16 protein-coding genes are annotated in these 22,502 nt (G+C 36.8%); 5 read left to right on the forward strand and 11 right to left on the reverse strand.

Annotated features, from left to right (window positions below; genetic code table 11):
* The first annotated feature begins 28 nt into the window (after positions 1–28).
* On the forward strand, positions 29–2,851 hold the full coding sequence (locus J2Y40_RS13210) for an aminopeptidase (protein ID WP_231128674.1): 2,823 nt from the start codon (positions 29–31) through the stop codon (positions 2,849–2,851).
* Between the two features lie 169 nt (positions 2,852–3,020).
* On the opposite strand, the gene J2Y40_RS13215 is transcribed toward J2Y40_RS13210, so the two are convergent.
* Both J2Y40_RS13215 and J2Y40_RS13220 read right to left on the reverse strand, forming a co-directional pair.
* Positions 3,021–3,791 (reverse strand): T9SS type A sorting domain-containing protein, encoded by a 771-nt coding sequence (locus tag J2Y40_RS13215; protein WP_153395462.1) that lies wholly within the window; start codon positions 3,789–3,791, stop codon positions 3,021–3,023.
* Between the two features lie 87 nt (positions 3,792–3,878).
* Complete coding sequence (locus J2Y40_RS13220; RefSeq protein WP_153395464.1) at positions 3,879–4,667, reverse strand: T9SS type A sorting domain-containing protein; 789 nt, start codon at positions 4,665–4,667, stop codon at positions 3,879–3,881.
* Positions 4,668–4,817: 150 nt separating this feature from the next.
* Between J2Y40_RS13220 and J2Y40_RS13225 the strand changes: the two genes are divergently transcribed.
* Positions 4,818–8,045 (forward strand): hypothetical protein, encoded by a 3,228-nt coding sequence (locus J2Y40_RS13225; protein WP_231128675.1) that lies wholly within the window; start codon positions 4,818–4,820, stop codon positions 8,043–8,045.
* 86 nt (positions 8,046–8,131) lie between these two features.
* Here the strand turns inward: J2Y40_RS13225 and J2Y40_RS13230 are convergent, their stop codons facing one another.
* Positions 8,132–9,907, reverse strand: coding sequence for a T9SS type A sorting domain-containing protein (locus tag J2Y40_RS13230; protein ID WP_153395466.1), 1,776 nt, complete (start codon positions 9,905–9,907; stop codon positions 8,132–8,134).
* Positions 9,908–10,106: 199 nt separating this feature from the next.
* On the opposite strand from J2Y40_RS13230, the gene dusB reads away from it, so the two are divergent.
* Positions 10,107–11,102, forward strand: coding sequence for a tRNA dihydrouridine synthase DusB (gene dusB / locus J2Y40_RS13235; RefSeq protein WP_309429408.1), 996 nt, complete (start codon positions 10,107–10,109; stop codon positions 11,100–11,102).
* A gap of 51 nt (positions 11,103–11,153) precedes the next feature.
* On the opposite strand, the gene deoC is transcribed toward dusB, so the two are convergent.
* From deoC to J2Y40_RS13260, 5 genes are all read right to left on the reverse strand, one after another.
* On the reverse strand, positions 11,154–11,897 hold the full coding sequence (gene deoC / locus J2Y40_RS13240; protein ID WP_153395470.1) for a deoxyribose-phosphate aldolase: 744 nt from the start codon (positions 11,895–11,897) through the stop codon (positions 11,154–11,156).
* A 4-nt stretch (positions 11,898–11,901) separates the two neighbouring features.
* Complete coding sequence (locus tag J2Y40_RS13245) at positions 11,902–12,372, reverse strand: Lrp/AsnC ligand binding domain-containing protein (RefSeq protein ID WP_062697709.1); 471 nt, start codon at positions 12,370–12,372, stop codon at positions 11,902–11,904.
* A 30-nt stretch (positions 12,373–12,402) separates the two neighbouring features.
* On the reverse strand, positions 12,403–13,332 hold the full coding sequence (locus J2Y40_RS13250) for an endonuclease/exonuclease/phosphatase family protein (RefSeq protein WP_153395472.1): 930 nt from the start codon (positions 13,330–13,332) through the stop codon (positions 12,403–12,405).
* Positions 13,333–13,708: 376 nt separating this feature from the next.
* Positions 13,709–14,380 carry a tRNA (guanosine(37)-N1)-methyltransferase TrmD gene (trmD, locus tag J2Y40_RS13255; RefSeq protein WP_062697706.1) on the reverse strand — a complete coding sequence of 224 codons (672 nt, stop codon included), beginning with the start codon at positions 14,378–14,380 and terminating at the stop codon, positions 13,709–13,711.
* Positions 14,377–15,639: an NAD(P)/FAD-dependent oxidoreductase gene (locus tag J2Y40_RS13260; protein ID WP_153395474.1), complete on the reverse strand. Its 1,263-nt coding sequence runs from the start codon at positions 15,637–15,639 to the stop codon at positions 14,377–14,379. The genes trmD and J2Y40_RS13260 overlap by 4 nt, the downstream gene beginning before the upstream one ends.
* Positions 15,640–15,704: 65 nt before the next feature.
* Between J2Y40_RS13260 and J2Y40_RS13265 the strand changes: the two genes are divergently transcribed.
* Entirely contained in the window at positions 15,705–16,568 is an 864-nt protein-coding gene (locus J2Y40_RS13265; RefSeq protein WP_153395476.1) for a glycoside hydrolase family 25 protein, read from the forward strand.
* Between the two features lie 139 nt (positions 16,569–16,707).
* Here J2Y40_RS13265 and J2Y40_RS13270 read toward each other — a convergent pair whose 3' ends face one another.
* Both J2Y40_RS13270 and J2Y40_RS13275 read right to left on the reverse strand, forming a co-directional pair.
* The gene (locus tag J2Y40_RS13270; protein WP_309999405.1) at positions 16,708–18,366 is read right to left on the reverse strand and encodes an alpha/beta fold hydrolase; all 1,659 of its coding nucleotides are present in this window, start codon (positions 18,364–18,366) and stop codon (positions 16,708–16,710) included.
* Between the two features lie 144 nt (positions 18,367–18,510).
* Entirely contained in the window at positions 18,511–19,023 is a 513-nt protein-coding gene (locus J2Y40_RS13275; RefSeq protein ID WP_309999407.1) for a 5' nucleotidase, NT5C type, read from the reverse strand.
* Between the two features lie 311 nt (positions 19,024–19,334).
* On the opposite strand from J2Y40_RS13275, the gene J2Y40_RS13280 reads away from it, so the two are divergent.
* The gene (locus J2Y40_RS13280; protein ID WP_309999410.1) at positions 19,335–21,221 is read left to right on the forward strand and encodes an ABC-F family ATP-binding cassette domain-containing protein; all 1,887 of its coding nucleotides are present in this window, start codon (positions 19,335–19,337) and stop codon (positions 21,219–21,221) included.
* Between the two features lie 55 nt (positions 21,222–21,276).
* Here J2Y40_RS13280 and J2Y40_RS13285 read toward each other — a convergent pair whose 3' ends face one another.
* Positions 21,277–22,332 carry a Gfo/Idh/MocA family oxidoreductase gene (locus tag J2Y40_RS13285; protein ID WP_309999412.1) on the reverse strand — a complete coding sequence of 352 codons (1,056 nt, stop codon included), beginning with the start codon at positions 22,330–22,332 and terminating at the stop codon, positions 21,277–21,279.
* Positions 22,333–22,502: the final 170 nt, after the last annotated feature.

Genomic DNA, 22,502 nt, shown 5'->3' on the forward strand with positions numbered 1-22,502 from the left:
GTTTATATTTGGGCTTTATCAAAGGATATTGAAAAAGATCAGCATTTGCCTTATTTTGTTTTGTGGAATTGTACAGGTTTCTGCACAGAAAGACAGCATTTATATTGAGGCCAAACTTTCCGCCGACAAAAAGACACTGGAAGTAAACCAGGAAGTCGTTTATTATAATCATTCCGAGAAAGATCTTCACACGGTAAAGCTTCTGAATTGGGTTTCAGCTTATAACAAACAAAAATCAGCTTTAGTCTACAGAAAACTGGAAGACCGGAACAGTGATCTTCATTTTGCTAAAAGTGAAGAGTTGGGCAGACTTTTAGATCTCAATATCACAACTTCTGAAAAGCGGCCATTGTCAGTAAACTCTATTTCAGACGAAAGCATTTTTCTTCCTCTGAAAGAAGCATTAAAACCTGGTGAAAGCATTACATTACAGCTGCACTACCGGATGCAGCTTCCCAGTAAGAAGTTTACGGGATATGGCACAGACGGTAAAAATACAGCATTAAAATATTTCTTTATTGTTCCGGATCATTTTGATCCGGACAATATTTCCAAAAGGAGCTATAACGACATTGAGGAATCTGTAAGCTTCAATACTTTCTGGACTGTCAATTTTGACCTTCCACCAAATAGTTTCGTTGAAGGAAATCTACCACAGCCTCAAATGAATTCCTTTAAAGGTTACCTGGAATCAGATCCGGAATTTATCGTTTCGGAGAATGGTCTTCCTTCTATGAGGCTCAATGTAGATGGAGCAGATACTGAGATCAAATTCGGATATCCTTTAAAACCTGAGGAAAAACAAAACCTTGAGTTTTACCTGCCGCTTCATTTAAAATTCATTAAAGAAAAAATAGGCACCCTGCCCCAAAGTCTTTTTATTTCTGAAAAATTCAGATCTAAGGAAGATTTTTTCGGAAATAACGATATTACATTCTGGAACTTCAGATTTCAACTCTTTACCGATGCTGAAAAAACAGATCTTGATTATTTCGGGATCATTGCAAAAAAAATTCTTGATGAAAAAATCATCACCGACAAAGAAAAAGACCACTGGTTCAAGAATGGTTTAAAATCATATCTTGAGATTCAGTACCTGCAGAAATTTTATCAGGATACGAAACTTCTGGGAACCCTTCCTGAAACTAAAATTTTTGGAGTTAAACCTTTAAAATTATTCCATGCATCCAACGTTAAGCTTTTGGATCGATATGGATTAGCCTATCAATACATCATGTCCCAGAATCTGGATCAGAAGATCGACGAAAAATTCTCTGCATTAAGTAATTTCAACGATATGGCGGTCAGTAGTTTTGAAACGGGAAGTCTTTTCAGCTATACAGCAGATAAAATGAGTTATGAGCAGTTCAATACTGTATTAAGAGAGTATGTTTTACAGAATACCGGGAAAAAGATTGCTCCTGAGGGTTTTCTAAGTGAACTTACCAAAACGGATAAAACGTCCGGTTACCTTTCCGGATTTTTAAAACAAAAAAACAGAGTTGACTTCCGGCTTAAAAACATAAAAAAAGAAGGTGACCTTTTCAACATCAGAATTGGAAAAAATACAGATCTTCCTATTCCCGTAAAACTGGAAACCCAGACCACTGAAGGTGAAAAGAAAGCTTACTGGATTGAGACAGAAGAAAACGAAAGAATCAAAAACATAACACTTCCTGCTTCAGATGACATTCATAAAGTAACATTGAACAGTGGTTATATTTTTCCAGAGTCTAAATACCGGGATAATTTCCTGTATGCAAAAGGGTTATTTTCCAACACTAAAAAAATTAAACTCAAACTGATCAAAGATATTCCAAACCCGGAATACAATGAAATATATGTCAGTCCGAGAGTTCGTTTCAACAACACGTATGATAAATTTCTGTTTGGGATTAACCTGAAAAACCAGTCTTTTTTTGACCAGAAGTTCTTATATTCAGTAACACCAATGTACAGTTCGGGCACAGGAAAACTTACGGGTTCCGGAGCTGTCTCCTACTCTTTCCTTCCTGCTGAAAGTATTATCAGAAGTCTTACTTTTGGAGTTTCCGGTTCTTATTTCCATTACGATTATGGACTGGCCTACAGAAAAGGGTCTTTATTTTCCAGTATCAGCTTCAGGAAAGATCCCAGAAGTACGGTAAGCAGAAGCATAGGAATTTCGTACAATTATTTTGAAAGGGATCTCAGTCCAAAAATGATCGCTAATCAGGATTATGGTAAATACAATCTCTGGAGCTTCGGATATGGATACAGTGACAGCCAGATGATCCATGAAAAAAGCTTAAGCCTGAGTGCCCAGGGAATGGAAGATTTCAATAAAATAACTGCAGAAGGCTTTTACAGGTGGGAATTTGCTCCTAAACAGAAGTTGAGCTTAAGATTATTTGCCGGATATTTTGTAAGAAATGATACCCGTAACAATATGTTCAATTACGGTATATCAAGAGTATCTAATTATTCCTTTTCCTATAATCTTTTAGGAGAAAGTGCTAACAGCGGTATTCTTTCACAGCAGTTTATTTTGGCCGACGGAGGGTTTAAATCTTTTATTCCGGGATCGGTTAACCAGTGGATTACCTCCTTCAATGTAGATTCCAGTGTGTGGAAAATATTTCATGTGTATGCAGATGCCGGAATGTATAAAAACAAAAACCGTCCTACGCAGTTTATCTGGGACAGCGGCATCAAAGTACGGGTGATTCCTGATTTCCTGGAGGTTTATTTCCCGATACAGTCTTCATTAGGTTTTGAACCTTCTTTTAAAGATTACGGAAAAAGGATCAGATATACGCTGGTTCTAAATCTGGGATCAATTATTAATGCAGCCAGGAGAGGTTGGTATTAATATAGTCTTGAAGTTGGAAGATGGAAGTTATAGAAGTCGTATAATAAAAATCGCTCTATATTTTCGATTTACTTTACTTAAAAAAGTTCTAATGATTAACAGCTATAAAAAAATTCCGGCCGTTTCTTCGAAACGGCCGGAACTATATGGTCAAAAGAACTATTTTAAATTAGTCTTTTAAGATTTTCTGAGATACTGGTTCGTTGTTTACAGTTCCTGTTACGATGTAGTTTCCTTTTGCTAATTCAGCAACGTTTAATACTTCGTTGTTTTTAACAGAAGCAGTTTTAACTACCTGTCCGAACATGTTGTAAACTTTTACGTCTTTCACATCTGCTCCGAAAGCGATTTCGTCGTTCTTAACGAAAGTGTTTTTGATGATTCTGTACTTGGAAGGAGCCACTTCACCTACAGCAAGAGATCCTGCAGGTACTAGAGAAAATTCATCAAAGTTGGCCACTGAATTGTTATAAGCACGTACTTGTAATTGGAACTGAGTTGCAGCAGCAGGAGAAGTAAATGTTAGGGTTTTAAGTGTCCAAGTACTTACTTTAGCTAAATAGCCATTATTATTTCTCAGAGGATCCGTTGTAGCATCACTTGTCAAATATATTGGAGCATTTGCAGAATCTAGAAAACAAGACCAGATTCTTGCTCCGTTTCCGGATCCTGATGATTTATACCAGAAGCTTACTGTATATTGGGTATTCGCACTGATCGGGATATTCTGATAAAATCCGGTAGTTGCAGATGAAGCATATTTAGCATAGTTCGCACCCTGATAAGGGGCATCCGTTTCAACTGTAGGTAGAGTGTATGTAGCTACTGTACCTGCTGTCCAGTTACTAAGTCCGCTTTCAAAACCTGGGTTTTGAACTAAATTTTGAGAAAATGCAACAATACTTGCCGCAACTCCTAAAACAGTAAAGATTTTTTTCATTATATAAAGTTTTAATATTGGTTGTAAAAGTACAAAAAAACCATCACTTTATAAAAATGATGGTATATATTTAACAATTAATTAAAGTTACTTTTTAATAATTTTTTCAGAAACCGCTTTACCATTAATATTTCCTGTTACCAAATAAATCCCGCTCTGTAGATTATCTACATTTAAAGATCCGTTTTCAGCAACAGAAGCTGTCTTAACTAATAGCCCATTCATATTGAAAATTTTAACTTCTGCTTTTTCTCCGAAATAAATTTCCTGATTTACAGAAGTATTCTTTACAAACGCGTTTTTAGTTTTTTTAGTGTCTATTGTTGCTAAAGATCCGCTTGTTCCTGTCAGTCTCACATCATCTATTCTCCATTCAGTACTGTTGGTTCCTGTAAATCTGATTCTCAAGTTTGAAGTTGCCGGGATGGCTCCTGTAGGATTAATGTATACCCAGTTAGCAGTATTACTTCCCGTAGCTCTGGAATAAGAAAGAAGTGTCCAGCTGATTCCATCTGCACTTACCTCTATTTTCAGTTCATTATTGGCAGCTGTAGTACCTTTTCTCTGACCCAGGTAAAGCTGAATATTCTGATAATTTGATGTATTAATTCCTGAAATCAAAAAAGTTTCATTATTGGCATTAATCATTACATTGGCACCTCCTGATGCCTGAGTATATGCTCCGGTAGTTGAAACGTTTGTAGATCTTACATCTCCTGTACCATCATAAGTAACAGGGCTTCCGTTCTGAAAAGTGGTTGCTGAAATATCAGATGTCCCCGTACCCGATCCCATACTTTCAGAATAAATAGTAGTTTGTGCAAATACAGTTGCTGACAATAATCCTGTAGCAACTAACGAATAAAATTTTTTCATGATTGTAAAATTTAATATTTAATAATTTACACTGTAAAATTAGACCCATTTTTACGGATACAACAATAATTACATTAAATTTCTGTTAATAATACCAAACTGATTACCGTTAACATTTTTTAATTATTTTTACGAATTATTTTGAAAGATTTGCGGAATTTTTTTCTTCCATTTGTTTTGTTTTTCCTGGGCATATTTTCGGGTAATGCACAGGTATTCTCATGGAAAAACCCAAATATTCCTCAGGATTCAATAAAAAAAGACAGTATCCTTGCTGCCAGGTTTGAGCAGGATATTTTTGCAAAGGATACGTTGGACTTTATAAAGACCAACAACAAAATAATTGTAGACGAGGCAGTACTCGCCAAAAATGACAAAAAAAGATTTTTAGGAGAACTTAATTCTAAAGGTTCTATCATCCGGGGAATCACGTTTGGTAATAACCAGGGACAGTCTGTACAGAGTTCCATGGATCTTCAGATTTCCGGAAGATTATCAAAGGATGTTACCATTTTAGCCAGTATTTCAGATCACAACCTGCCTATACAGGCTGATGGGTATACTCAGACTTTAGAAGAGTTTGATAAGATCTACATGCAGCTTAATATTAAGGAGAAATCCATTATGAGAGCTGGACATTTAGATCTTGTGGAAGCTAAAAATTATTTTGCAAAATACCAGAGACGAAGTATGGGACTTCAATTCCAGACCGAAATTGGAAAAGAAAATAAAACCCTTGTGGATGTTTCTATGGGAGTTGCCCGAAGTGAATTCCACAGGGTTCGTTTTCAGGGAGTTGAAGGAAACCAGGGGCCATACCGCCTTACCGGGAAGAATGGTGAACAGTTCATCACGTTGATCTCAGGCTCTGAACAGGTTTTCATTGATGGTATTTTAATGAAACGAGGTGAGAACCAAGACTATATTATCAATTACAATACAGGAGAGGTAACGTTTACCAGTTTCAGACCTATTTTTCAGCAGAACTTCATTACGATTTCCTATAACTACACCAACAGGAACTACTCCAGATATTTATTCACCGGGAAGCTTGAGCACCAGAGAGAAAAATTCAAAGTAGGCCTGAACTGGTTCATGGAAAATGATAATAAAAATGCGCCGCTTTCTTTAAACCTGTCTAAAGAGGATGAACAGATTCTTGCTGATGCAGGAAATGACCCTAATTTAATGTATGCCCCTTCGGGAGTAGTTACAGAATATGATGTCAACAAAATTTTATACCGGTTAAATCCTAACGGAAACTTCTACGAATTTTCCACAGACCAGAATGAGACACTTTATCAGGTTTCTTTTACTTATTTCGGAGTTAATTTAGGGGATTATAAAATTACACAAACCACCAATAACGGCCGTGTTTTCGAATATGTAGGGGCTAATATGGGAGATTACAAAGCGGTAAGAAAGCTGCCTTCCCCTCAGAAATCCCAAGTATTTTCCCTTAACTCTGAATATCTTTTAAATGAAGGAAAAATAGGGGTTGATTTTTCACTCAGTAACTATGATGTCAACTTGTTTTCATCTAAAGATTCTGATCAGAATATTGGATATGCATACCGCGTTTTCGGAAATAAAAGTTTCACCAAAAATAGCTGGAAAGGAACTCCAAGTTTTGAGTATCAGTATATTGATAAGCAGTTTCATATTTTAGACCGGATCAACGATGTAGAGTTCTCAAGAGATTTTAACCTTACGCAGGAATTTAATCAAAGAACACAAAACAGATTTATCTTCAGCTTTTTAAATAAATGGAACAATAAGTCTACCTTAAATTACCGTATCAACTATCTGAATGAGCAGGATTCTTATAAAGGAATTAAAAATGATCTGGATTTCGGATGGATTAAAAATAAATTTTTTACCAAAGGAAACCTGTCTTACCTTAATACGAACGCAACCCTTCAGGACACCAAATTTATAAGAGGCGGGGTTTCTACAGAATACACTGGTAAAAAAGGAAGCTGGGCCATTGGAGGAAGCATGGAACATAACGAGAAGAAGTATAACGATACCCAGCTTATGGATGTTACCAGTTTCAGCTGGAAAGAACTTTTCGTACAAAAGAAAATTGGTGACAGTACAAGAACAAAGCTCCTTGCTAAAGTCTATATGCGAGACAACGATTCTGTACGCAACAACAGACTGGAAAATATGAACAATATTTTGGGAATTATGGCCGAAAGCCAGGTGATCAAAACAGACAAAACAACCTTAAATGTTTTGGTGCACTATAGAAAGTTTTTCTACCAAAGTGATGATGCTGATATGACCCGGAATAATGATTTCGTGGTTGGAAATATTCTTTACAATCAGCAGCTTTTCAGAAACGGGATGCGTCTTCAGGCATTTTATGAGCTTGGAAACGGACAGGAAGCCCAAAGGGAATTTCAGTATCTGAAAGTAACAGACGGACAGGGAGTTTATAAATGGACCGATTATAACGGAGACGGCATTCAACAGTTGGATGAATTTGAAATTGCAGAATATTCCGATCTTGCACAGTACATCAGAGTGTATACTAATTCTGTCCGGTATATTGCTTCCAATAAGAATAAAATACAGCTGGCCCTATTTGTCAATCCGTCTATTATTTTCAATTCGGAAAATGCTTTTTTAAAGCGATGGAATTTTAATATTTCATTAAATTCTCAAAATTCATTCTATAAAAAAGATAAAGTCCTTGTACTGAATCCTTTTGAAAAAAACAGTGATCAGATTCTTAAAAACCAGAATATTTTAACCTCCGTCCAGTTTAATCCTACTGAAAAATCGGGGTGGAACGGAAACTACCGCTTTATTACCAACGACAATCTCATCAATGCCAATTTCAGTAATGAAGAAAGGGAGCAGACTTCACATTTCCTGAATGTAGGATATTGGTTCAATAAAGAATTCCGGGTAGACTGGGAAAACTCTGTTCATGATATCAGAAACTCTTCACAGCTTTTTTCAACAAGAGACTACCGCCTGAACAATTTTGAAACTAAACCTAAGGCCACTTATAAATTTACGGATGCCATCCAGGCAGAACTCTCGTCTGCTTTCCGTCAAAAAAAGAGAGTGGATGGTGAAGAAATTCTGAAAGCGTTTGATATTACGGGAACCATTCAATGGGAGCGTAAAAAAACGTCTATCAGAGGAAACTTCTCTTTTATCAACAATAATTTCACCGGAAATAATTTCAGTATTGTTGGTAACCAGATGCTGGACGGTCTTAAACCGGGTAAAAATCAAGTATGGAGTATCTTTATTCAACAGGCAATTAATTCATTCCTTCAGCTTAACGTAAATTACGAAGGAAGAAATTCAGGAGACCGTACCATTCACATTGGAAGTATGCAGGTGAAAGCGAGTTTCTAATTTAGAATTTGTAGCAATTAAAAATATAAGAAACCCCTGATTCATCCAGAATCAGGGGTTTTATATTAAAGTTCAAATACTAAAATTTATCTTTTAAGGATTTTGAGAGTTTGGGATTCTTTATCCGAATTCACTTTTAGGATATACATTCCCGGAGATAACTTTCTCATATCAACGGAACCTTTTTCTGCATTTACTGTTTCATTTACTACTCTTTGTCCCATTGCATTATAAATTTCTATATTCCTGATTTTAGTATCATTCGTAATTGTTAAATAATCTACAACCGGATTTGGATAATAGCTGATTTTGCTACCTTTCGCCACCTCCTGAGTCGCCAAAACAACTGCTGTAAACTCATATCCTCCCAGATCTGGTGTTGTTGCATTTCGCGTATTTCCATCGGCATCTAAAGTTACTCCAGCAACAGGAGTCCCTTTATTATCAAGCGCTGTATTTCCAGTTGTTGATAAATGCAAATCTGTAGCGGAAACAAATACAGGCAAAACATTGATAGAATTTGTATTACTTCCAAATCCAGTCTGAATATCTGTTAAAGTAGCTCTTGCAGAGCCAATATATCCAAGATTAGTTCCTGATGAATGATAATCATTGTAATTAATATTGGAAAAGACCGTATTGGCAGCTCCTGAGTAAATGGTATATTTTTCTCCAGCCTGAGTTTGTTTGTTAATAAATAAATTATTTCTCACATCTACAGCTCCTGCAGCAGTAACAAGACTTCCAACATTAAATGCTGACGGCCTTCCTGAAACATTTTGATTGGTATCCATTACTACCGTATTATAATAGATTTTATAACCAGCCCCTTGATTAATGAAAATACCGTTTCCATTATCATTTACTCCTCCGCCTGAAGCATAACCGTAACCAGCAACATCATTGATGACATTATTATATACCAGCATATTAGCTGTTGCATTTGTGGAATTTAAATAAATACCAACAGCACCATATCCTGTAGGGTTAGGATTTTTAATATCCGATATTCTATTATTAAAAATAGTCCCGTTTGTTGCAACGGCACCAATTAAAATACCTTGAGCAGGGTTGGTGGAATTTGCTGGTAACATTACTCCTCTGATTGTATTTCCGCTTACTTCAAAGTTTTTAGCATTCTGTACAGCAATTCCTCTGTACAACATTTTGTCTGTTGCTACTGTAGAGCCAATAATATTGTTTTTAATGATAAATCCTGTATCTGTATTAGTAGCATTTCCTATCGCAAAAATAGCATTCTGAGCTTTCACAAAAGTGTTATTAATCGCAGAGAAATTATTATTAGATACTTCAGCTGCAGCTAACGTTGTTCCTGACACAATAATTGCTCCTACAGTTCCTGTAGGGCTGGATCCAGCAAAATTAATATTCCTTAAAGCAACATTTTCAGCTCCATCCGTAGCGGTGCACGAAACCCAAAGAACCACCGGTGTAGTACCTGTTGTAGCAACATACGTATTACTGATCGTTAAATCTCTTGAAGCTGTACCATTATTACTTCCATCAATTGTTACATTATCAGCACCGTTGAACTTGATGGTTGCAACAGTATCTGCACTGGTAATTGTAGCTGTAACTCCTGTTGCAGGTTTAATCAAAACGGATGTATAGCTTACCGCACCTCCACTGGCATTTAATATAGCAGTTGCTGTTTCTGTAGTATTTCCGGTAATACTTATCGTAATAGCCCCCTGATGTGTTCCCGCATTAACAGCATCGAAAGCGCCTTTTAATGTGGTATAAGTTCCTGTTGTTGTGCCGGCTGTAGCGGCAATGCTTACCTGCGCGTGAAGACCCGCAACAGCAAAGCTCGTCATTAAGCAAAATAGAGTTTTTCTCATAAGGTATTATTTTTCGTATTCTAAATATATGAAAATTATTCAATGAAATTTCAATTTAAATAAAAACCAAACACAATAAATGCAACAAAACAACCAAAACAATAATAAAATAAGACTTTTTAACTAAATTGATAAATTCAAATAATATCTAATCATAAACTCTATCAGGACATAAAATAGAATTTTGTAAATTTGCGCCATGATAAAAATTGGCAATATAGAACTGCCGGAATTTCCGCTTTTACTTGCACCGATGGAGGATGTAAGCGATCCGCCATTTAGAAGATTATGCAAAATGCATGGTGCAGATTTGATGTATTCGGAGTTTATCTCTTCAGAAGGGTTAATTCGTGATGCCATCAAGAGTAGAAAAAAGCTGGATATTTTTGATTACGAAAGACCTGTAGGAATCCAGATTTTCGGAGGAGATGAAGAAGCTATGGCTATGTCTGCAAGGATCGTGGAAACGGTTAATCCGGATCTGGTAGACATCAATTTCGGATGCCCTGTGAAAAAAGTGGTTTGCAAAGGAGCGGGAGCAGGAGTTCTGAAAGATATTGACCTTATGGTACGTCTTACAAAAGCTGTAGTAAGCTCTACTCATCTTCCTGTAACCGTGAAAACCCGTTTAGGATGGGACAGCACCAGCATCAATATTGATGAAGTGGCAGAACGTCTGCAGGAAACAGGTATCAAAGCATTAACCATCCATGCCAGAACCCGCGCGCAAATGTACAAAGGCGAGGCAGATTGGGAACATATTTCCAGAATAAAGCAAAATCCTAATATTGAAATCCCGATCTTCGGTAACGGGGATATTGATTCTCCTGAAAAAGCACTGGAATATAAACAAAAATATGCCTGTGACGGAATTATGATCGGAAGGGCTGCTATCGGGTATCCATGGATATTTAATGAGATCAAACACTTCTTTAAAACAGGTGAGCATCTTCCAGAGCCTACTATTTCAGACAGACTTTTAGCTGTACGCCAGCACGCAGAATGGAGTGCCGAATGGAAAGGAGAAAGGCTAGGACTTGTGGAAATGAGACAGCATTACAGCAATTACTTCCGAGGAGTTCCTCACTTCAAAGAGTTTAGAAAGAAATTCCTTGAAGTATTTACACTGGTAGAAATGGATGCTTTAATTAAGGAAACACAACAATTCTACGAAGAATATCAGCCACAGATATAAAACAATAAACCATCAGGAATTCTGATGGTTTATTTGTTTCTAAAAATTCTTTTAATATCCTTCTGATGGAGTTTGATTTTTAATCAGTGCCAGTGCTGAAGAGGTTCCTATTCTTTTCACTCCCATGCTGATCATTTTTTCAGCATCTTCCGGAGTTCTTACTCCGCCGGCTGCTTTCACAGGAAGTTTTCCGGCATTGTCAAGCATAATTTTAATCCCTTCAAATGTAGCTCCATTAGGTTTTCCGTCGGCTGTTTCATAAAATCCTGTTGAGGATTTAACAAAGATACGTTCGAGATCATTTTCTGAGAAATTCTCTTCCGCCCAATCAGCAATATGCTTAGTGATGCCAGCAATCTGTTCATCTGTTAAAGCTGCAATTTCAATAATCCATTTTGCAATTTTATGATGGGTAAGGCAAAGCTGGGTACATCTTACAAACTCATCTTTCACTAGTGTCAAATCACCTTTGAGGTAAGCATTGTAATTGATTACAAAATCAAGTTCATCGGCTCCGTCTGCGATTGCTTTAGAAGCTTCGGCAAGCTTTTCGTCAACTGAATATGTTCCTTCATGAAAACCAATGACAGTCCCCACCACAACATTTGAATTTCTTTCCTGAATATACTTTTTGATCTCCGCTACGTAATCCGGACGGATCATCACGGCAAAAATCCCATTATCTATCGCTACCTGCGCAAGATCTTTATTTATAAGTAATGTTTCTTCATTTGATTTCCCCGACTGGGCAGGTGTTTTCAAATAGGTTGAGTCCAAATATTGTGCAATGTTCATATTGTTATACTTTCAATTGTCTGTAAATACCTTGCTCCAAAGATATGAAAGTTTCTGTTCTTGTCACCCCTTTTAGCTTCTGAAGTTTATTAAGAATCTGCATAAGATGGTCATTATCTTTACAAAGAACTTTTAGGAAGATGGTATAGTTCCCTGTAGTGTAGTGGGCTTCCACTACTTCATTGACGTCCTGAAGAGACTTCACGACTTCTGAATAATGACTCGGCTGATCAAGAAATACTCCAATGTACGAAATGACCTTGTATCCTATTTTCTTAGGATTCAGAAACGAAATCGAATTTTCGATAACGCCTGCGTGTTCAAGTTTTTTGATTCTCTGATGGACCGCAGTTGTAGAAATACCTACATTTTTTGAGATGTGTGCTAAAGACGTTTTAGCATTGTCCATCAGCATGTAGATAATTTCTTTGTCAATAGAATCTAAATGATAACTTGTGTTGCTTGAATTTTTCATTTTCTACTTTTTTATTATTTATGTTTTTGTTTAATTTTTAAACCTGACAAAAACCGGAAAGTGATCGCTGTACCCGCCTAAATACCGGGTACCGGCATAGGTTCGGAAAGGGCGTCCTTCAAAGTATCTGGTCCGGCTGCTGATTTTTTCAGAATTGAATACCTGGGCATCCTGAAAAGTCAGAACATCATTATCAAAAAGAGATTTCGATAAAATAATCTGGTCATACAACAGTCCGGATTTATAATGAAAAGTAGAATAATTTCTTGTAGAGAACAACTCCTGAAAAGGGTTAATCAAAACCTTCTCGTGCTCGTTGTCATAGAGAATTTTCACTAAATTTTCATCATCCGGGTTTTCGTTAAAATCACCGCACAACACTACATGCTCTTTCTCTTCATGTACCAATTTCATGATCCGCTGCCGGACCTCGTTCAATATAAAGGCTCTTTTGGGCTTATTAATATCTTTTTCTCGCTTAGAGGGAAGATGAGAGATAAAAACATTAATAAGAGTACCTTTGTATTTTACTTTTGAAAAGAGTACGTCTCTGGTTGTGTCGTAATTCTGTGTGTTTTTTTTTATTATTTCGAAGAAGAAAGTAATAGTTTCTGAGTCTATTATTTCTACTTTATTTTTATCATACAACATGGCTACATCTACCTTTCTTTCATCCATGGAATTATAATGAACAATTCCATATTCAGAATTAAAGGGATCCATTTCCACCAGATCTTCCAAAACTTTCCTTCCGGAAATCTCAGATAACCCAATGATAAACGGCAGAACACCATTTTTCTCCTTCATCAATTGAAAAACGTGTGAAATTTTAAAAAGCTTATTTCTGTATCTTTTCTCATCCCAATTCCTTAATCCTGATCTGGTTGGATCTAATTTATGAACGGGGACGGGGTCGGGCAAAAATAAATTTTCGACATTATAAAAAGAAAACACCTCCATCTGCACTAATTGCTATCTTTAAAATTGCCACTCACTTTTCAGACGTAAATTTATTATTTTTTTTCAAATTCTATTAATTTATTTATAATATTTTCATATTAATATTATGCGTAAAATACACAAACTTTAGTTTAAAAAATTAATCAAAGCACAATATAAACTGCAATTTATCAATATTTTCCATTTACAAATTAACATTCTGAAAATAAAACAACATATACAATTCAAAATAATAAGAATAAAATGACAAATAATAAATAATTATATTAATAATTTCCTGTGATTTTCAAATTACATCAATTCTTATTCCGTTATAGATATAACTTTTTAGAAATGTGAAAAAAAAGAATAGAATCGCAGAATTTAGCGATCATTTTTAAAGTAAATCGGGACGTTTTTCCTGAGTAATTCTTATGGCTTCCTCATGACGCCACTCTTCAATTTGCGCAAAATTACCACTTAAAAGAACTTTAGGAACCTCCAGTCCTTTGTATACTTCAGGTCTTGTATAAATTGGTGGTGAAAGGAGATCATCCTGAAAACTGTCGGTTAAAGCACTCTGCTCATCATTTAAGACTCCGGGAAGAAGTCTGATTACCGAATCAGCCAGCACGCATGCAGCCAGTTCTCCTCCGGTGAGCACATAATCACCGATTGAAATTTCTTTTGTAATATGAAGATCCCGTACTCTCTGATCAATTCCTTTATAATGACCACAGAGAAAAATCAGGTTATTTTTTATGGAAAGGGTATTGGCTATTTTCTGGTTCAAGGTTACTCCGTCCGGTGTAAGATAAATCACCTCATCATAGGTTCTTTGAGATTTAAGTTCGGAAATGCACTTATCCAATGGTTCCACCATCATGACCATTCCTGCACCTCCACCATAAGGTTCGTCATCAATCTGCCTGTGCTTATTGATGGCCCAGTCTCTGAGGTGGTGAAAGTGTACTTCTGCCAAACCTTTATCCATTGCCCTTCTTAAAATAGAAGTCTTAAACGGACTTTCCATCAATTCAGGAAGTACGCTTATTATATCAATTCTCATTGTAATGTTCCGTTTTTCTTAGTAGGTATAATAATTAATCTTAAAGAAGAATCTTTGTTGAAATAGCTCCACATCCAGTTAAAGAATATGGCCAGTTTATTTCGAACGCTCAAAATTAGCATTAAATGGAGAAACATCCAGAAATACCATGCCAGAAAACCCTGAAATTTTATAAAAGGTAGATCAACAACAGCCCTGTGCTTTCCTATGGTAGCCAAAGATCCTTTGTCATCATATTCGTACTCTTTCCATTCGCCCGGATTTTTCTTTAAAATATTTCTCCCCAGATTTCTCGCCTGATTAATGGCTACGTTGGCAACCTGCGGATGCCCCTGTGGATATTTAGGTGTTTCCATGTAGGCAATATCTCCGATGGCATAAATATTATCGTACCCTTTTATTTTATTATGCCGGTCTACAATGTATCTGTTTCGGACCAGTTTTTCTTCGGGGAAGCCAGCAACAACATTTCCTGTAACTCCGGCTGCCCAGATAACATTATTGGAAGGAATTGATTTTCCGCTTTTCAAATGCACTTTATCCCCGTCATAATCCGTTACAACCTCTCCGCTAAGGAAAGTTACTCCGAGATCTTTAAGGTATTTTTCAGATTTATCCTGAGCCTCACTGCTCATTACAGCAAGCGGTTTTTCTGTAGAGCTTACCAAAATAATCTTCAGCTGGTCAAAATTCATATAAGGGTAATCCCTTGGAAGGATTTCTTTTTTCATTTCGGCAAAAGCACCTGCCAGCTCTACCCCAGTTGGTCCGCTGCCAACAATCACTATATTCCAGTTTCCGTCGTCACTGCGGCTTTTTTCAAGGATCAGCTTTTCAAAAGTCATCAGTACATGATTTCTGATTCCGATAGCTTCCTGGGTATTTTTCATTCCGAAAGCTTTTCCTTCAAGATCTTTGTTACCAAAAAAATTGGTTTTACAGCCCGTTGCGATGATCAGTTTATCATAGGTGAATTCGGCTTCATCGGTGATTACTTTGTTGTGCACAGGATCAATTTCTTTCACTTCTGTCATCCGGAACTGTGTATTTCTGGAACGCTGAAAAATCTTCCTGAACGGGAAAGAAATATTGGAGGGTTCTATCCTTCCGGAAGCAACCTGATAAAAAAGCGGCTGAAACATATGATGATTCACCCGGTCCAGAACCATTACTTTTTTATTCTTGTTATTCAATGTTTTTGCAAGCTGCAGCCCCGCAAATCCTCCTCCTATAATGATGATTTTTTCGCGTGTTTCCATAATACACAAATTTACTGATTTTATTTAGCATTTAGAGGTGAAAAAAGTTAGTTTTGCAAAACTTTATGACACCGAAGAAGTACACCAAAAAAACTGCCAAAAAGGTACACGGGCACCGACGGAAGAACTATTTTTTCCGCAGAAAAGTAATTTTGGGCATCTTAATCATCGCTTTAATAGGAACAGGGTTTTATTTGAAGCAATCCATCAGCTATTATTACGCTTTGTACTTTAATAAATTCAGTCATAAAAAACTTCACAACAGCGAAAGAGAAACGTTAAGGATCCAAAAAATCCTGACTTCCAATCTGGACAAGACGTATGGTTTTGACATTTCACATTATCAGAACAGAGAGGATATCAAATGGGACAGTCTGAGTATCGGAAATAAAACAATTCCTCTGGAATTTGTTGTTATGCGCGCTACCATGGGAAACCGGAATGCTGATAAACATTTTGGCGATTTTTGGGAGCAGGCTAAAAAACATAACCTGATTCGTGGTGCTTATCATTTTTACAGGGCAGATGAAGATCCTGTGATTCAGGCCAATAATTTCCTGGACAATGTAAAACTGGAAAGTGGTGATCTGCCACCTATTTTAGATATAGAAAAGATCCCAAAACGCAAGACCAACAAAAAGCTGGTTGAGGATCTTAAAGTATGGTGCAGGATTATAGAAGAAACGTATGGTGAAAAACCTATTATCTACACCTATTATCATTATTACAAAGATTTTTTAAAAGGTGAATTTGACGATTATCCTCTCTGGCTGGCCAATTACAATGACGTGCCATCTCCTACTCCTGAAGGAAGCTGGGATTTCTGGCAGTTTACCGAAAACGGAATCGTTCATGGTATCAATACCAAAGTAGATCTGGATATTTATAATGGCAGCTCATGGTCTTTAAAGAGACTGACGCTGGATTAAAAGAAAGGAAGATGAGGATGGAAGCAGAAGGTTATAGAAGTACCTATAATAAATAAAGTCTCTTTCATCAACAGGTATCCTATTTAATGAAAGAGACTATTTAAATTTTATAGACCGTTCAAAAACTTCCGGTATTTATTTACTTCTTACCAAGAAAACTTAGAATATCTGCATTTAGTTCATCCGGCCTTTCATAAGGCACCATATGGGTTGTATCCTTATAGATTTTTTTCTCTCCGTTCGGAATTTGTTTGGAAATAAATTCGGTATGATCCGCCTTAATCACATCTCTGTCCCCGGCAATAACCAGAACCGGACTTTTAATTTTATTTAAGTCATTTTTATTGATATTGGGCTCTGTAAGCATGATTTTTAAAAGCCTGCGCTCATTGAATGTTTCAGCAGGGGCTAATTGATTCAGCTGTGTCATTTGATTGGTGAACCTTTCGATAAGTTTTTCTTCTACTCCTTCAGGAAAAGCATTGGCTCCGATGGTCACCAATTTATTAAGCCTCTCCGGATATTTCAATGCAAACTCCAATCCTGTGTTTCCTCCGTCACTCCAGCCAACAATATTAATTTTATCGAGCTTCAGATCGTCTGCTAATGCTTTTACATCATCTGCAAACAATTTATAGGTAAAATCTTTTTTGGAAGTATCTTTACTTTTACCCTGCCCTCTTGTATCCATCACAATTACTTTGTATTGCTTGGAAAGAACCGGGATCTGCTGGTAATAATCTTTTATACGTCCGGAGTTCCCATGAAGTAATACCAAAGGCTCACCTTCGCCATATACTTCATAATAAAGATCCGTATCCTTTAATTTCAGGTACTTTCCTGCCGATTCATTCTTTCCGTATATGGACTGATCTGCTTCCTGTATATTTTTTGAATTATCTGCAAGCCATCTCTCAGAAGCATCAACATCATCTGCGTATCCTCCATCATCATCTTTTGTATCTTTTCCGCTTTTATCCATTTTTACATCAATATTAATAGCCGGAGCTGCAATCGTCATTTTTTTCCAGTCGCCATAAAACTCCCTGATGAACCCTGTTCTGAACAGAGCCGCACTTATTTTAATGCTTCCGTTAAATTCTTTTAAAAACTGGATTCCTACAAAAAACTTTCCTTTAACCCAAATACCATAATCATTAACATCAAGGGTATAAGTTCCGTCTTTAATCATATCTTCAGTAAGCTGAACAGTAATTTCTTCCTCCAAAATATTTTTATCCGGGAACCCGTTTTTCTCACTGTAAATACTATATCGCATCAGAACCGGTTCTGTGGAAATATAACGGGCAATATTCAGATTAATATTCCTGATTTTTGATCTTTTCTTTGCATTGAATTCCAAAGCTGTTTCTCCCAGGAAATTTTCTTTGTTTCCTGCTGGATTAACGAAATATAAAACACTTTTGGTTTTCGTATTGACTCCCCAGTTTTTATCAACCAGCTTTTTAGCCTTAATGACAACTTCTCTAATAGATTTACTTTTTTCCTGCAGAAGGATTTTTTTAGGATTCTGTTTTTTAAAATCCTGTACGGTTTCGGAATAGGCTTCATATCCGGGAACTTCTATCCGTACTTTGTGCAACGGATCCATTCCTGAAAGATCAATGGAAAAGCTGCCCTTATTGTCTGATATCGTTCCTATCGTTTCTTTTTCCACCCCGATTTTTACGTAAGGAACCGGCTGATTCTCGTTTTTAGAAATTATACTGCCGGAAATAACCTGTGCATGGAGGCCATAAGCCATTAAAAAAAGAAATAAAGCGTTTAATTTTTTCATGTTTAAAAGTTTGGTGCAAAATTCCTTATTTCCGGGATTTCTTACTCATAATACATTATTAAATTTAATCTCAGTTTAGTTAAATTTATTGTAAAACATTCTTTATTTACGGGCATTATTCTAAAAAACAGATAAAATAGCCTGCTACAGAATCCGCATGATCTCTTCCCAGGAATTCACTCTTTTGTAATTTTCATTTTCCAGAAGCTCATTATGAGGCTGGGTAAAAATGAATTTTTCACCGGAAAAATGATCAGGATTTCTAGGATAATCATCAATCATTACATCCCCTGAAACTACTTTTTTACTTCCGCATAAAACAATCTGTTCCCAGGAGATAAACGGAAAATGTTCTGCCAGCCAGTCAAACTTTTCCCTTAAGCTGTTGGAAAATTCCATTCCCGCTGAAACAATATACAGTTCATATTTATCATTTAAATATTTCAAAGCTTCGCGGCTTCCTTCCATCACCGGAAGTGTTCTGAAAAAACCAATTTCATTGACATGTTTTTTACCATTCGGAAAAGCTTCAATTTCAGGCAAACCTGCCAGACCACTGATCTCAATTTCATCTCCTGAATCTCTTTTTTCAAATTGTAACAATTGATGATAAACATCTGCCATCACCCCATCCATATCAACAATTACTTTTTTCATAGTATTTTAAATGGCAGGAAGATGGAAGAATGAGGCTGAGGGTTATTTTTAGTTATAAGTATTGAAGTCCATTGTAAAATCAAATGATTTTCAGAATGACGCTTATTATTGATGACTTTCATAACTTCCCTCTTCCATTACCAGCTTCCAACCTGTATAAATCAGAAATTATGATCCCGAGCTGAAACCAAAATACAATGGGAGATATAAGGCAAAATACCCATTCACTTTCCTTTGTATAAAAGTTTTCTAGCTACATTTTCGTACTTTTGCGGCTCAATTGAAAACCAAAATCAAACCATTACATTCCAATGAATTACGTTTCTGCAGAAAACCTGACCAAATCTTACGGCATCAAAGTTTTGTTTGAAAATATCTCTTTCCACATCAATGAAGGAGATAAAATAGCTATTGTTGCCAAAAACGGAAGCGGAAAATCTACCCTTCTTAAAATATTGATGGGTAAAGAAATTGCAGACAGCGGAACGGTGGTCATCAATAAAGATATCCAGGTTGTTCTGTTTGATCAGGAAATTGATTACAATCCGGATCTTACCATTGACGAATTTATGATGACTCTGGATTCAGAACCGATTCTGGCCCTTAAGAATTATCATCAATCCTTGCATTCTACAGACTCTGCTTTTATTGAAAAGGCTTTGGCTGATATGGAAGTTCATAAAGCCTGGGACCTGGAAAATGAAATGAAGCAGATCCTTTCCCAGCTGAAGATCACAGATCTGGAAGCTAAAATGGGAACTTTATCAGGAGGGCAGATCAAGCGTGTTGCCCTGGCCAAGCTTTTAACAGAAACCAGAGCCGAGCACAGACATACCCTGCTGATTATGGATGAACCTACCAACCACCTTGACGTGGAAATGGTTGAATGGCTTGAAAATTATCTGAACAAAGCAAAAATCACCTTACTGCTGGTTACCCACGACCGTTATTTCTTAGACAGCGTTTGCGATATTATCTGGGAAATGGAAGATCAGAATCTTTATCTTCATAATGGTTCGTATGCCGTGTATCTGGAAAATAAAATGATCCGCGAGGAAAATATGAATGCAACGATTGACAAGGCCAACAATCTTTACCGGAAGGAACTGGAATGGATGCGCAGACAGCCGAAAGCCAGAACTACCAAATCAAAAAGCAGAATTGACTCTTTCTATGAAACAGAAAAAGTAGCCAAAACGGACACCAGAAAACAGGGGCTTGAACTGGATTTTGAAATGAAACGTCTGGGCCAGAAAATTCTTGAACTTAAGCATATTGATAAAAGTTTTGGTGACAAGCTGTTGCTGAAAGATTTCAGTTACCAGTTCCAGCGTGGTGAAAAAATAGGCATCATCGGAAAAAACGGTGCCGGAAAATCTACCCTTCTGAATATTATCCAGGGATATGAAAAAGCCGACAAAGGTGAAGTAGAAACCGGGGAAACAATATCTTTCGGGTATTTTTCACAAAAAGGACTTACCTATAAAGAGGATGAACGGGTTATTGATTTCATTAAAGAAATTGCAGAATTCTATCCTCTTGCCAACGGAAAAAGTCTTTCCGCTTCACAGTTCTTAAGGCTGTTCCTGTTTGATGACCAGACGCAGTACTCCCCTATTTCCAAGCTTTCCGGTGGGGAGAAAAGAAGGTTGCACCTGATGCATATCCTTTATCAGAACCCTAATTTCCTGATTTTTGATGAACCTACAAATGATCTTGATCTTCCAACACTTACCGTTTTGGAGAACTTCCTGCAACAATTCCAGGGATCACTAATCATCGTATCTCACGACCGTTATTTTATTGACCGAATCGTAGATCACATTCTGGCTTTCGAAGGAAACGGAAAAATAAAAGATTTTATTGGAAATTTCTCAGAATACAGGGAAGCCAAAAGCAGAGAAGAAGCTCTGGAAAAGAACACAGCACCAAAACCTGAACCTGCTAAAGAAACAACACCTGCTGCTGATATTTCAAATTCCAAGAAAAGAAAACTGACTTTCAAAGAGCAAAGAGAGCTGGAAACGATTGAAAAAGAAATGCCTGAACTGGAAGACCAGCGTTCTAAAATCCTTGATCTGCTTAATAACGAAACCGACTATGAAAAAGTAGCCAAACTTTCTGACGAGCTGGAAACTGTTTCCGAAAAACTTGGCGATCATGAGATGAGATGGCTGGAGCTTCAGGAGCTTTTATAAATACAAATGTCGGAGGGGTAAAATAATACCTCTCCGACATTCATACTTTCTGACTTTATAGCTCAATAACTCTTCCTTCCTTGGCACTTTTCAGAGCAGCATCAATGATTTTCATGTTCTGTACCACTTCTTTTCCCGGAGAGGGCAGTGGATATCCGAATACGATGTGCTCATAGATCTGTTGGTAGTAATCCATGTAATTGCCGGGCTCGCTCAGGGTTAATGCTCTTTCAGTTTCGTTATTTTCATTTAAAAAATTCAGAATACCGTCATCCTCTTTTAATACAACAGTCCATTCTTCTCCATATACAGGAATGGCTCCGGCTACAAGCTCATTTTCCTGATTATCGGTTCTTTCCTGAAGGAAACTTCCTTTTTCGCCGTGGATGGCATAAGCATAATGAGCCTCTTTGGTGAAAACTGATGACTTCAGCCTTACCCGAAGTTCATTTTTATAAAATAACAGGAGCTCAAAATAATCATTGGCAAACTCGGGACCTTTCATAGAAAATACATCCGCAAAAAGTTTTTCCGGATACCCGAAATACTGTACAGCCTGATCCACAAGGTGGGCGCCAAGATCATGCAACGAACCTGAACCGTCCTGTTGTGGATTTTCTTTATGCTTCTTCCCGCTTGGAGAAGTACGGAATCTGTCGAAACGGATCTCAGCTTCTTTTATAGAGCCTAGTTTTCCGCTGTTCAGGATATTTTGTACCTGCAAAAAATCACGGTCAAATCTTCTGTTCTGATATACACTTACAAACAGTCCTTTTTCATCTGCCAGTTTCACCAGCTCTTCTGCTTCTTCAACATTGACTGTAAATGGTTTTTCAACAATGATATTTTTCCCGGCTTCCAGTGCTTTTTTGGCATATTCATAATGAGTCTGAACGGGGGTATTGATAATCACCAGTTCTATTTCTGCATTATGAAGCATTTCTTCCACAGAGCGGTAGATTGTTGTCTGCGGATATTTTTCTTTAGAATCCTCTTTGCTTCGTTCAACGATACCGGAAATAAAAAATCCGGGATGTTCCTTTAAAAAAGGGGCATGAAATACCTTCCCACTCATCCCGAAAGCGCAGAGACCAGCTTTTACCAATTGCATATTTATAATTTTTCAACAAAGATATTCAATATCCTCCAAATGATCAGTCTATCAAAGAAATAGAGTATTTATCGTATTACAAAATAGATGATAAAAATCATAAAATTATTTTTAACTATTCTAAACAAATACTTACATTTGCGCCTTATTTAAAACTGTTCTACATAAAA

Origin of the sequence: Chryseobacterium sp. 2987 (genome assembly GCF_031456375.1) — a bacterium.
Taxonomy (GTDB): Bacteria; Bacteroidota; Bacteroidia; order Flavobacteriales; family Weeksellaceae; genus Chryseobacterium; species Chryseobacterium vaccae.